The 11,826-nt window shown below is 71.8% G+C and carries 12 protein-coding genes; 7 read left to right on the top strand and 5 right to left on the bottom strand.

Annotated features, from left to right (window positions below; translation table 11 throughout):
- Nucleotides 1-20: 20 nt before the first annotated feature.
- The 4 genes from AB0C87_RS16935 to AB0C87_RS16920 all read right to left on the bottom strand — a co-directional run bounded on the left by AB0C87_RS16935 (nucleotide 21) and on the right by AB0C87_RS16920 (nucleotide 4,182).
- Nucleotides 21-260: a ferredoxin gene (locus AB0C87_RS16935; RefSeq protein ID WP_360578502.1), complete on the bottom strand. Its 240-nt coding sequence runs from the start codon at nucleotides 258-260 to the stop codon at nucleotides 21-23.
- A 5-nt stretch (nucleotides 261-265) separates the two neighbouring features.
- Nucleotides 266-1,474 (bottom strand): cytochrome P450, encoded by a 1,209-nt coding sequence (locus AB0C87_RS16930; RefSeq protein ID WP_360578326.1) that lies wholly within the window; start codon nucleotides 1,472-1,474, stop codon nucleotides 266-268.
- 111 nt (nucleotides 1,475-1,585) lie between these two features.
- Nucleotides 1,586-2,206, bottom strand: coding sequence for a TetR/AcrR family transcriptional regulator (locus AB0C87_RS16925; protein ID WP_360578324.1), 621 nt, complete (start codon nucleotides 2,204-2,206; stop codon nucleotides 1,586-1,588).
- A gap of 308 nt (nucleotides 2,207-2,514) precedes the next feature.
- Nucleotides 2,515-4,182, bottom strand: coding sequence for a glycoside hydrolase family 13 protein (locus tag AB0C87_RS16920; RefSeq protein WP_360578322.1), 1,668 nt, complete (start codon nucleotides 4,180-4,182; stop codon nucleotides 2,515-2,517).
- Between the two features lie 292 nt (nucleotides 4,183-4,474).
- Here AB0C87_RS16920 and AB0C87_RS16915 point away from each other — a divergent pair, with 292 nt between their 5' ends.
- On the top strand, nucleotides 4,475-4,843 hold the full coding sequence (locus AB0C87_RS16915; protein ID WP_360578320.1) for a hypothetical protein: 369 nt from the start codon (nucleotides 4,475-4,477) through the stop codon (nucleotides 4,841-4,843).
- On the opposite strand, the gene AB0C87_RS16910 is transcribed toward AB0C87_RS16915, so the two are convergent.
- On the bottom strand, nucleotides 4,827-5,447 hold the full coding sequence (locus AB0C87_RS16910) for an Lrp/AsnC family transcriptional regulator (RefSeq protein WP_345172233.1): 621 nt from the start codon (nucleotides 5,445-5,447) through the stop codon (nucleotides 4,827-4,829). The two genes, AB0C87_RS16915 and AB0C87_RS16910, sit on opposite strands and share 17 nt — an antisense overlap.
- Before the next feature lie 130 nt (nucleotides 5,448-5,577).
- Here AB0C87_RS16910 and AB0C87_RS16905 point away from each other — a divergent pair, with 130 nt between their 5' ends.
- From AB0C87_RS16905 to AB0C87_RS16880, 6 genes are all read left to right on the top strand, one after another.
- On the top strand, nucleotides 5,578-7,164 hold the full coding sequence (locus tag AB0C87_RS16905) for an ABC transporter substrate-binding protein (RefSeq protein ID WP_360578317.1): 1,587 nt from the start codon (nucleotides 5,578-5,580) through the stop codon (nucleotides 7,162-7,164).
- Nucleotides 7,165-7,244: 80 nt separating this feature from the next.
- The gene (locus AB0C87_RS16900) at nucleotides 7,245-8,255 is read left to right on the top strand and encodes an ABC transporter permease (protein ID WP_345172235.1); all 1,011 of its coding nucleotides are present in this window, start codon (nucleotides 7,245-7,247) and stop codon (nucleotides 8,253-8,255) included.
- Entirely contained in the window at nucleotides 8,252-9,097 is an 846-nt protein-coding gene (locus AB0C87_RS16895; RefSeq protein ID WP_345172237.1) for an ABC transporter permease, read from the top strand. Before AB0C87_RS16900 ends, AB0C87_RS16895 begins: the two co-directional genes overlap by 4 nt.
- The gene (locus AB0C87_RS16890; protein ID WP_360353339.1) at nucleotides 9,094-9,870 is read left to right on the top strand and encodes an ABC transporter ATP-binding protein; all 777 of its coding nucleotides are present in this window, start codon (nucleotides 9,094-9,096) and stop codon (nucleotides 9,868-9,870) included. Before AB0C87_RS16895 ends, AB0C87_RS16890 begins: the two co-directional genes overlap by 4 nt.
- On the top strand, nucleotides 9,867-10,814 hold the full coding sequence (locus AB0C87_RS16885; protein ID WP_353831264.1) for an oligopeptide/dipeptide ABC transporter ATP-binding protein: 948 nt from the start codon (nucleotides 9,867-9,869) through the stop codon (nucleotides 10,812-10,814). Before AB0C87_RS16890 ends, AB0C87_RS16885 begins: the two co-directional genes overlap by 4 nt.
- On the top strand, nucleotides 10,811-11,800 hold the full coding sequence (locus AB0C87_RS16880) for a M24 family metallopeptidase (RefSeq protein ID WP_345172243.1): 990 nt from the start codon (nucleotides 10,811-10,813) through the stop codon (nucleotides 11,798-11,800). Before AB0C87_RS16885 ends, AB0C87_RS16880 begins: the two co-directional genes overlap by 4 nt.
- Nucleotides 11,801-11,826: the final 26 nt, after the last annotated feature.

Below are 11,826 nucleotides of genomic sequence, written 5' to 3'. Positions count from 1 at the left end.
CCGCCGTTCGGGCGCGCTGGTCATGGAGAACGCGTCTCCGCCGACGAGGTCGCATCGGCGGCCGCCTGCTCATGCAGGCTGATGACCTGGTTGGGGCACATCAGGGCGGCCCGGCGGACGGTCTCGTGCAGGTCCCCGGGAGGTGACTCGGCGAGGAGCACGACGGTTCCGTCCTCGTCGGACTGGTCGAAGACCTTCGGCGCGTACAGGGCGCACTGCCCCGCGCCGAGGCAGCGTTCGTGATCGGCGACGATCCGCATGGTGGTCACCGCTCCCAGCTCACCGGGAGACGGTGGACGCCGTAGACGAACATGTCGTGCCGCATGGGCACCTCGTCGGGCGGCACCGCGAGGCGCAGGCCGGGCAGCCCGTCGAACAGGGCGGTGAGGGCCATGCGCATCTCCACGCGGGCCAGTTGCTGCCCGAGGCACTGGTGGATGCCGTGGCCGAACGCCACATGCTGGGACGGCGGCCGCGTGAGGTCCAGCTCCTCGGGATCCTCGAAGTGCTCGGGGTCGCGGTTGGCGGCGGGCAGCGACAGGACGACGGTCTGCCCAGCGCGCACCGGGTGCCCGTGGATCTCGACGTCCTCCTTGGCGACCCGGACGACGCCGAACTGGACGATGCTCAGGTAGCGCAGCAGCTCCTCGACCGCGGGGCCGGCCGCCTGCGGGCCGGCGCGGAACGCGGACAGCTGGCCGGGACGGGTGAGCAGGGTGAGGGTGCCCAGCGCCAGCATGTTGGCGGTGGTCTCGTGCCCGGCGACCAGCAGCAGCCGGCCGATGCCGCTGAGCTCGGCGTCGCTCAGCCCGGCCCCGGAGGTGATCAGTGAGCCCAGCAGCGCGTCGTCCGGGCTGCGCCGTTTGGCGACCACCAGGTCCCGCATGTACTCCAGCAGCGCGTCCCTGGCCTCCGCCACCCGCCCGGCGTCCGCGGTGACGCTGAGCAGGGCGGCCGACCAGGCGTGGAAGCGGGCGCGGTCGGCGTAGGGCACGCCGAGCAGCTCGCAGATCACCAGGGACGGGATCGGCAGGGTGTACGCCGGAACCAGGTCGGCGGGCGGGCCGGCGGCGCGCAGGGCGTCGAGGTGGTCGGCGACGATCCGCTCGACGCGCGGCGCGAGGGCCTGCATCCGGCGGGTGGTGAAGAACGGCGTGAGCAGCCGCCGGTAACGGGTGTGCTCCGGCCGGTCCATGAACAGCAGCGAACCGGTCCGGTCCTCGGGCCGGAAGGCGGGCCGCCTGATCGGTGAGGATGCTTCCGCCCGGTCGGCGCTGAACCGCTCGTCGGCCAGGACCTCGCGGACGTCCCGGTGCCGGGTCAGCAGCAGGCCGGTCGCGCCGTCGGGGAAGGACAGAGGGGAGACGGGCGACTCGCTGCGGAGCAGGCCGAGCGCCGGTGGCGGGTCGAGCGGGTCGTCGCGCCGCGTGGGAAGCGGGGCGGGGACGGAGGCGGGGGGCTGCGGAGCGCGCATGGGACGAGATCCCTTCCTCGGAGACTCGCGCTGTGCCGCTCCCGGCGGGACGGCTTGCGGCGGGCTCGCCGGAGGAGACGGCATCCGCTTCGAAAGTAGAACGGATCCGTTCTATACGCGAGGTTGCGGCAGGTTGGGGACGTCCAGCAGGGGGGACAGGATGCCGTCCACAAACCGGTCGACCAGCTCGCGGCCTGGAGGTTCGTCCTGCATCAGCACATGCCCCAGGATGACCGCGAAGGGCAGATCGGCCAGCAGCCCGGCGTCCACCCGCCCGGGGATCTCGCCGCGTTCCCGGGCCCGGTCGAGCGCCGCCTCGATGGAGCGCCGCACGGGATCGGCCAGCCGCTCGCGGCGCAGCCGGGCCAGCTCGGCGTCCCGGCGGCTGCCCTCCAGCAGCGCGATGACCAGCCCACGGTCCAGGCTGGACCAGCTGGCGACGTACGCCATCAGCAGCTGGCGTATGTCCTCGGTGAACGAGCCCGCGTCCCGCCCGGACACCACGGGCCGGTAGCGCTCCATCGCGGCCATCACCAGATGGGCCTTGGTGGGCCAGCGCTGGTACAGCGTCGCCTTGCCCACCCGCGCGCGCCTGGCCACCGAGTCCATGGTCAGCCGTTCGTACCCGACCTCCGAGAGCAGGGCGAGGACGGCGTCGAACACTTCCGCGCGCCGCTCGGGCCTGCTCAGCGGCACCTTCCTGAGCCCGCTCCGCGTCGCGTCGTCCCGCATACCGCCCGCCCTCCGTGCCGGACCCAGGGTGCTCAACACCGTAAGCCAGCCGAAAGCGTCACGGCAGCCTTCAAGACGGAAAAGAACGGGCACCGAGCACTCTGCTTCACAACAGACGCGTGACCGGCGTGCACGACAAGCCGCTCCAGCAGGCCATTGCCGCTCCGGCCCTCTGGTACATCACCCTCACCCCTGTTCCGGAGATCCCGATCAAGACGCCGCCTCCCCGGCTGGCGGGAGCCGCGGTCGACCGCCGGCCCCGGGCCGCCTCGTGCGGTCCGGGGCCGCGCCGCCGGGTGGGACTGCGTTCAGCCGCCCGTGTCCGGCTCCTCGGAGGGCTCAGTACTCCACCAGGCGGCGGTGTCGGGTGGCAGGACCGCGTTCGGGCCCTCCATACGGATCGGCTCGCTGCTCAGCAGGAGCGAACCGCGGACTGGGATCTGGACGCTCCGGTCGCCGGTGTTCACCGCGCACAGCATTCGAGGGCCGTCGGATTGACCGCTGCGCTCGAAGACCAGGCAGTCCGGCGGCCCGTCCAGCCAGCGCAGCTCACCGTCGCCCAGCGCGGAATGGTCGCGCCGGATCCGGAGAGCCTTGCGGTAGAGGGTCAGCGTGGACGCCTCTTCGTCCCACTGCGCCTCCACGGTGAGCGACTTCCATTCGGGCGGCGACGGCAGCCAGCCGCCACCCGATCCGAACCCGAACGGGGGCTCGTTGCCGGACCACGGCAGCGGAACGCGGCAACCGTCCCGGCCGCCCTTGAGACTCTCCAACTGCGGATCGGTCAGCAGCTCGGCGGGGATGTCGAGCACCTCGGGCAGGCCGAGCTCCTCACCCTGGTACACGTACGCCGAGCCGGGCAACGCCAGAGTGAGCAGCGCCGCCGCCCGCGCCCGCCGCCGTCCGAGCTCGTCGCCGCCATAGCGGGTGACATGCCGCTGGACGTCGTGGTTGGACAGCACCCAGGTGGTGGGCGCGCCCACTGAGCCGGTCGAGGCCAGCGACTTCTCGATCACCGAGCGCAGTTCGGCGGCGTCCCAGTCGGTCCTCATGTAGTCGAAGTTGAACACCTGGTGCAGCTCGTCCGGGCGGACGTAGTTGGCCAGCCGATCGAGCGACGGCGCCCACGCCTCCGCGACGCCGATCCGCTCCCCGGGACAGGAGTCGAGCAGCCGCCGCCAGCCTCGATGGATGTCGTGCACTCCGTCCTGGTCGAAGTACGGCACCTTGCCGCGTCCCAGCAGCCGCGACTGCGGCGCGTCGCCGACGTCGGGCAGCCCGGCCGCCTTGACCATGCCGTGCGCCACGTCGATGCGGAATCCGTCGGCGCCCAGGTCCAGCCAGAATCGCAGGACATCGTCGAACTCGGCGCGCACGTCCGGGTGCTCCCAGTTCAGGTCGGGCTGCTGCGGAGCGAACAGGTGCAGGTACCACTGCCCGTCGGGCAGCCGGGTCCAGGCGGGACCGCCGAAGACCGACTCCCAGTCGTTGGGCGGCAGTTCGCCGGAGGCTCCTCGCCCCGGCCGGAAGACGTAGCGCTCGCGCGCCGGACCGGAGATCCCGGCGGCCAGCGCCTCCTGGAACCAGACATGCTGGTCGGAGGTGTGGTTGGGCACGATGTCGACGATGACCCGCAGGCCCAGCCGGTGCGCCTCCTCGATCAGTTCGACGGCGTCCGCGAGCGTGCCGAACGCAGGATCCACCGAGCGGTAGTCCGTGACGTCGTAGCCGCCGTCGACCATCGGCGATTCGTAGAACGGCGTGATCCACAGAGCGTCGACGCCGAGCGCGGCGAGGTAGGGGAGCCGGCTGCGGATTCCGGCCAGGTCGCCGACCCCGTCCCCGTCGGCATCGGCGAAGCTGCGCACGTAGACCTGGTATATGACCGCGTCACGCCACCAGCGCGTACCGGCCGCCGGGGAGCTGGAGAACTCCGCGGGGCGCGCCGGTGAAGGAGGTCTCGACGATAGATCCATACGAGGGACAGTCGGGGAATCGATTTGGTCCGCACCTGAGACCGCCCGGCAGAGGCCCGGCGCCGCCAGAACCCGGCATCACGGGCCGTTCGAGGTGGCTCGGGAGCACCCCGCTCGCGGCTGTCTCGGGCGTGGTCGTCGACGGGGTAGCGGTGCGGTGCCGACGGGACGGTCCGAGACGGATTGGCGTGGCGGTCGCCTCTCGCGGACGGTTCGTCCATCGGGTGTGCGGTTCCGCGACGATGCGTTCAGGCGCGATTGCGCGAGCCGCGGAACCCGGCACGATGAGCCCGTGAACGAGAATGATCTCTTTAATCTGGATGGCCGCCGGTTCGCGATGGTCAGCTCCACCGCGAGCCGCGTGGACCCTGACGCGCCCACGCGATTCGCCTACACGGAGGCCGACGGCGTGGTGTGGGGAAGTTACGAAGGCGACACCGTGGTCCACGGCCGGTTCGTGGGGGCCCGGCGCGGAGCCGAGGTCCGGCTGAACTACGTGCACCTGACCAAGGGGAGCGCGGACCCGGTCGCCGGGTCCAGCACGAACCGGATCGAGCTGCTGCGGGACGGCCGGATCCGGCTGGTGGAGGAGTTCCGGTTCGACGGGGACGACACGCCCCAGGTCAGCGTGTGCGAGGAGATCGTCACGGGAGGTCTTTGAGCTCGGCCCGCCCCGCGTCCGCGCGGATGAAGCGCATCCGGCCGAGGGCGACGGGGCCGGGCCCGGGCTCCGCCTGCGCCTTCGCCGGGGCGCCGTCCGACGTCAGCACGAACGGGCGGCGGATCACCTCGTCGAGGATGAGCACCGTCTCGGTGGCCTTCACGGCCGGGATGCCGGCCAGGCGCTCGGAGACCAGGCGGTGCACGGCGGCGACGTCGGTGGCCCGGATCTGGATCATCGCGTCGTGCTGGCCGGTGGTGATCGCGCAGTACTCGACCTCGGGCATCAGCGAGAGCTGGGCGCGGAACTGCGGCCACATCTGCTGCCGGACGGTGACGAAGATCAGCGCGCAGATGCCGAGGCCGGTGCGGACCGGGTCGACCTGCACGGTGAACCGGCTGATCACACCGCTGGTCCGCAGCGCCTCGAAGCGCATGTAGGCGTTGGCCCGGGAGATCCCGACGCGCTGGGCGAGCGCCGCGATGGAGATCCGGCCGTCCTGGCGCAGCACCTCCAGCATCCTGAGGTTGATCGCGTCCAGTTCGGTGCGGATCTGTCCAGCCTCGCCCCCCTTAGAGGGTGGTCCGTGCGACGGTCTGTCCATGGATCCGTCTCCTTCTCTCGCTTTATCTTGACTTTCGGTGGTCTCGTAGACGTTCAGCCGGAAGTCTCGCACTATCGGTCTTCGTCGTCCAGAAGCAGACAACGGACCTGACCGAGACCCGGAGGCCACGATGCCGATCACGAGTGGAACCACACGGCGGGCGGCGCTGCCCGTCCTCGTGGCCGCAGCACTCAGCCTGACCGCCTGCTCGGGCGGGGGCGGGACGTCCTCGTCGGACGGGGGCGGCAAGGCCCTGGTCATCGACACCTCGTTCAACCTCAAGACCGCGGACCCGGGCCGGATGTACGAGCAGACCGGCCTGCTCATCGACCGGGCCCTCTACGACACGCTGCTCAGCTTCAAGGGCTCCGACGTCAGCACGCCGGTGCCGGCGCTGGCGGAGTCGTTCGAGCTGTCCAAGGACGGCAAGAAGCTCACGCTCAAGCTGCGCCAGGACGCGGTCTTCTCCGACGGCAGCCCCGTCACCGCCGACGACGTGGTGTTCTCGCTCGACCGGGTCCGCGACCTCAAGGGCAACCCGTCGTTCCTGCTCGACGGCGTGAAGGTCGAGAAGACCGACGACAAGACGATCACGCTGGTGTCGGCCAAGCCGAACCCGTCGCTGCCGTTCATCCTGCCGAACCCGGCGCTCGGCATCCTCAACTCCAAGGTCGTCAAGGCCAACGGCGGCGCCGCGAGCCCCGGCGACAAGGCGGAGAAGTACCTGAACGGCCAGTCGGCCGGGTCCGGCCCGTACATGCTGGAGTCCTTCAACGCCGCCACCCAGGTCGTGCTCAAGGCCAACCCCAAGTACTGGGGCGCCACCAAGCCGGTCTACAAGCGGGTCGTGCTCCGCAACGTCCAGTCGCAGACGCAGAAGCTGAACGTGCAGCGCGGCGACAGCCAGATCGCGGTGGACCTGACGGCCGACCAGGCCCAGGGCATCGGCGGCGGCACGCAGACCGTCAAGGGCGCGTCCGCCAACGTGTTCTTCCTGCTGACCAACCGGAACCCGTCCGTCAGCAAGATCACCTCCAACCCCCGGTTCGCCGAGGCCGTCAGCAAGGGCGTGGACTACGCGGGGCTGCTGGAACTCGCCGGCGAGGGCTCGGTGCAGGCGGCCGGGATCGTCCCGTCCATGATCAACGGCTCGCTGCCCGCGGGCCAGGCGCCCAAGCGCGACGTCGCCGGCGCCAAGGCGGCGCTCGCGGCCGGCGGGATCACGAACCCCAGGGTCAAGCTGGAGTTCCCCAGCGACTTCACCCTCAACGGCCTGTCCTTCCAGCCTCTGGCCGAGCGCATCCAGGCCAACCTGAAGGAGGTCGGCATCACCGTCGACCTCGCCCCCGCGCCGATCGCGACCGCGCTGGAGAGCTACCGCGACGGCAAGGAGGAGATGGGCCTGTGGTGGTGGAGCCCGGACTACCCGGACGCCAGCAACTACCTCGCCTTCCTGCCCGGCGGCCTGATCGGCGAGCGCGCGGGCTGGAAGAAGGGCGCGGACAAGGCGCTGGAGGACGCCGGCGCGAAGGCCGCGAGCACCATCGGCGATGACCGGTTCGCCCAGTACCACCAGATCCAGACCCAGCTCAACGCGCGCGGCCCGATCGTGCCGCTGATGCAGCCGAGCCAGCGCCTGGTCACCGCCGGGTCGCTGACGGGCCTCGCGGTCAACCCGGTGTGGACCTTCGAGATCGCGGCGCTCGGCAGCAAATGAAGTCTCCTCACCCGTCGGACGAGCGGACGACCGAGGGCCGCCGGCCACCCGGCGCCCGGTGGTGGTCGCGGCATCCGCTGATGCGATTCCTGGCCCGGCGGCTGGCGGTCTCCGTACTGCTGGCCGTCGGGGTCACCCTGGTCACCTTCATCCTGACCAACATGGTGCCCGGCGACCCGGCCACCGCGAACCTCGGCCAGCAGGCGCTCGCCAACCCGGCGATCGTCCAGCAGTTCCGGGAGGAGCACGGCCTCGACAAGCCGCTGCCCGTGCAGTACGCGACCTACATGGGCAACCTCGTCCGCGGGGACCTCGGCGAGTCGCAGCAGAGCCACCGGCCGGTCGCCGACGACCTGCGGGAGTTCGTCCCCGCGACGTTCGAGCTGGCCGGCTCGGCGCTGCTGGTGTCGCTCCTGCTCGGCGTCGCGTTCGGAGTGATCGCGGCGTTGCGCCGGGACCGGTTCGTGGACCAGTTCCTGCGGGTGACCAGCCTGGCGGGCGTGTCGGTGCCGACGTTCTGGCTGGCGCTGCTGGCCTTCTACCTCTTCTTCTACAAGTTCGGGCTGGCGCCGGGCTCCGGGAGGCTCTCCCCGGCCATGGCGCCGCCCCCGCACACCACCGGCCTGTACACGGTGGACGCCGCGCTCGCCGGCCAGTGGGACGTGTTCGCCAGCGCCGCCGGCCACCTCGTGCTGCCCGCGCTGGTGCTCGCCGCGTACACGATCGGCCTGCTCACGAGGTTCACGCGGTCGGCCGTGCTGGAGGTGCTCGGCCAGGACTACGTGCGGGCCGCCCGGGCCAAGGGGCTGCCCGCCGGCACCGTCCTGTTCCGGTACACGCTGCGCTCCGCGCTGGTGCCGGTCATCACGGTCGCGGGGCTGGCCTTCGGCAGCCTGCTGTCCGGCACCGTGCTCGTCGAGGCGATCTACGCCTGGCCCGGCGTCGGCGAGTACGCGTACAAGAGCGCGACCACCCTCGACCTGCCCGCCGTGATGGGCGTCGGTCTCGTGGTGGGCGTGATCTACGTGGTGGTCAACCTGGTGGTGGACATGCTGTACGGCGTCATCGACCCAAGAGTGAGGCACACGTGAGCCGCAGGGTGCCGGAGGCGTGGCGCAAGCCGCTCGCCGTCGTCGGCCTCGTCGTCGCGGCGGCATGGCTGGTCGTGGTGCTCGCCGCGCCGCTGCTCGCGCCGCACGACCCGCTGAGCCAGGAGTTCCCTCGGCTCCAGGCGCCGAGCGGAGCGCACTGGTTCGGCACCGACGAACTCGGCCGCGACGTCCTCAGCCGGGTGCTGTTCGGCGCGCGCCTGTCCATCCCGCTCACGCTGCTGCTGGTGGCGATGTCCGTCGTCATCGGCGGGCTGCTGGGGGCGTGCGCCGGCTACTTCGGCCGCTGGCTGGACGAGACGATCATGCGGGTGGCGGACCTGGTGTTCGCGTTCCCCACCGTCATCCTCGCGATGGCCGTGGCGGCCTCGCTCGGCGCGAGCCTGCGCAACGCGGTGCTGGCCGTGCTCGTCGTGTCCTGGCCCGCGTACGCCCGGGTCACCCGCGGCCTGGTGCTCGGCATCCGGTCCCGCGAGTTCGTGATCAGCGGGCGGCTGCTCGGGTTCTCCGCGTGGCGCTCGCTGCGCACCGACGTGCTGCCGAACGTGACCGGCCCCGTCCTGGTGCTGGCCACCCTCGACATCGGCACCCAGCTCCTGCTGCTGTCGGGGCTGTCGTTCCTGGGGCTCGGCGCCAAGCCGCCCACCGCCGAGTGGGGCTCCATGGTGGCGTCGGCCACGCACGTGTTCGACAAGTGGTGGGTCGGCGTGTTCCCCGGCCTCGCCATCCTGACGGTGGTGCTGGCCTTCAACTTCCTCGGTGACACGATGCGCGACGCACTCGACCCGCGGACCGCACGGGCGATCAAGGAGCGGGCGCTGTGACCTTGCTGAACATCGAGGGGCTCACCGTCGAGCTGGGGGGACGGCAGATCATCCGGGGGATCGACCTCGCCCTGGAGCCGGGCCGGATCCACGGGCTCGCGGGCGAGAGCGGCTCCGGGAAGACCATGACCGGGATGGCGGTCATGGGACTGCTTCCGCACGGCGCGCGCACCGGCGGGCGGATCCTGTTCGACGGGACCGACCTGCTGTCCCTGCCGTCCAAGAAGATGAACGCGCTGCGCGGCAGCGAGATCGGCATGGTCTTCCAGGACCAGTCGACGAGCCTGCACCCCATGCTCACGATCGGCCGCCAGCTCACCGACCACATGCGCCACCATCTGAAGCTGGACAAGGCCGAGGCGCGCCGCCGCGCGGTCGAACTGCTGACGAGGGTGCGCATCCCGGACGCCGACGGCGCCTTCCGGCGGTACCCGCACCAGTTCTCCGGCGGCATGCGCCAGCGCATCGCGATCGCGGCCGCGCTGGCCTGCGACCCCAAGGTCCTGATCGCCGACGAGCCGACCACCGCGCTCGACGTGACCGTCCAGGCCGGCGTCCTGCGCCTCCTGCGCGGCCTGTGCGACGAGCTCGGGCTCGCCGTCCTGCTGGTCACCCACGACCTCGGCGTCATGTCCGCGGTGGCCGACACGATCAGCGTGATGCGGGCGGGCCTGCTGGTCGAGACCGGCGCGCGCGCCCAGGTCATGCGCGAGCCCGCCGACGAGTACACCCGAATGCTGCTGGACGCCCTGCCGGAGCGGAGCACCTCATGAGACTGCCGGACGGCGCCGAGCCGGCGCCCGACACCTCGCTGCTGTCCGTCGAGAACCTGGTGGTGGACCACCGCAGCCCGGACCGGCCCCCGGTGCGGGCGGTGGCGGGCGTCGACCTGACCGTCGCGCCCGGGGAGGTCGTCGGCCTCGTCGGCGAGTCGGGCTGCGGGAAGTCCACGCTGGCCCGCGCCATCTGCGGGATCATCCGCCCGTCCGGCGGCTCCATCGGCTTCGAGGGTCGCCCGGTGACGCCGCTCGGCCTGCGCCGCCGCGACCCCGCGCTGACCCGGATCCAGATGGTCTTCCAGGACCCGTTCGCGTCGCTGAACCCGCGCCGCCGGGTCGGCGGCCAGATCGCCGACGGCCGCCGCGGCGGCCCGACCCCGGGCGAGCTGCTGGAGCGGGTCGGGCTGTCGGCCGACATGGCCGCCCGCTACCCGCACGAGTTCTCCGGCGGGCAGCGGCAGCGCATCGCCATCGCCCGCGCCCTGGCCGCCCAGCCCTCCCTGCTGATCGGCGACGAGCCGATCTCCGCGCTGGACGCCTCCGCGCAGGCGCAGGTCGCGGGGCTGATGCGGGCACTGACCGTGGAGTCGGGGGCGGGGCTGCTCTTCATCAGCCACGACCTGTCGGTCGTCCGGATGATCGCCGACCGGATCGCGGTCATGTACCTGGGCAAGATCGTCGAGATCGGCCGGACCGCCGAGGTCTGGGCCGACCCGCAGCACCCCTACACCCGGGCCCTGCTCGCCGCCATCCCCGCGCCGGACGGGGCGGGCACGCTCCCCGCCGAGCTGCCCGGCGACGTGCCGGACCCGGCGTCGCCGCCGTCCGGGTGCCGCTTTCACCCGCGTTGTCCCCACGCCATGGAGATCTGCTCGAAGCGTGAGCCGGTGCAGGAACGCGGGGTGGCCTGCTGGCTCTACGACTCGGCGCCGGAATGAGCGACGATCGCGTGGAGCGGGTGCGGGCCCGCATGATCGAGCATGGCGTGGACGTGCTCGTCCTGCGGCCCTCCTCGAACCTGCGGTACCTGGCCGGCCCGGCGCCGCACGGCTTCCTCGTCATCACGCCGGACGGCCCGCCCGAGCACGTCCCCGACGCCTCGTCCCTGATCCCGGTGGGCGCGCGGGTCGCCATCGATCCCCAGATGCCCGCGCATGAGCTGCTGTCCATCCAGGAGCGGCTGGGCCCGCAGACCCTGTTCGCCTCGGCCGAGCCGCTCATCGCCCCGCTCCGGATGCGCAAGTCCGACGCGGAGATCGCGGCCATGGAGCGCGCGGCCGTCGCCGCCGACCGCGCCGTGGCGATGGCCTCCGAACTCCGCTGGTCCGGCGCCACCGAACGGGAGATGGCGCGGCTGCTGCGCCTGCTTCTGCTGGAGACCGGCCACGACGAGGTCACGCTCGTCACGGTCGCGGCGGGGGAGCACTCCGCCGCGCCCTACCACCGGCCCACCGAGCGGGTGATCAACCCGGGCGACGCGGTGCTGGTCAACATCGGGGGACGGCACGAGGGCTACTGCTCCGACATCACCCGGATGTTCGTCGTCGCCGAGCCGCCCGAGGACTTCGAGGCCATGTACTCCGTCGTGCTCGCCGTCCACAGCGCCGCCTGCGAGGCGGTGCGTCCCGGCGTCACCGCCGCCGAGATCGACGAGGTCTGCCGCGCCGCCATCGCGGCCAGCGGATACGGGCTGTTCTTCGTCCATCGCACGGGCCACGGGGTCGGGCTCGACCAGTTCGAACCGCCCTACCTGACGTCGGAGGACCGGACCGTCATCGAGCCCGGCATGACCGTGTCCGTCCAGCCCGCCATCTACCTTCCGGGACTGTACGGCGCGCGGATCGAGGACGTCGTCGTCTGCACCGACGTCGGAGCCCGCCGCCTGAACCAGAGCCCGCGCCTGCTCATCGTCACCGACCGCTGAACGTGCCGTGATCCCCGGGTGGACTC

The organism is Actinomadura sp. NPDC048021 (assembly GCF_040653135.1).
Classification (GTDB): Bacteria; Actinomycetota; Actinomycetes; order Streptosporangiales; family Streptosporangiaceae; genus Spirillospora; species Spirillospora verrucosospora.
Note: the sequence above shows the minus strand (reverse complement) of the source record. Positions and strands in the feature narration are given on the sequence as shown.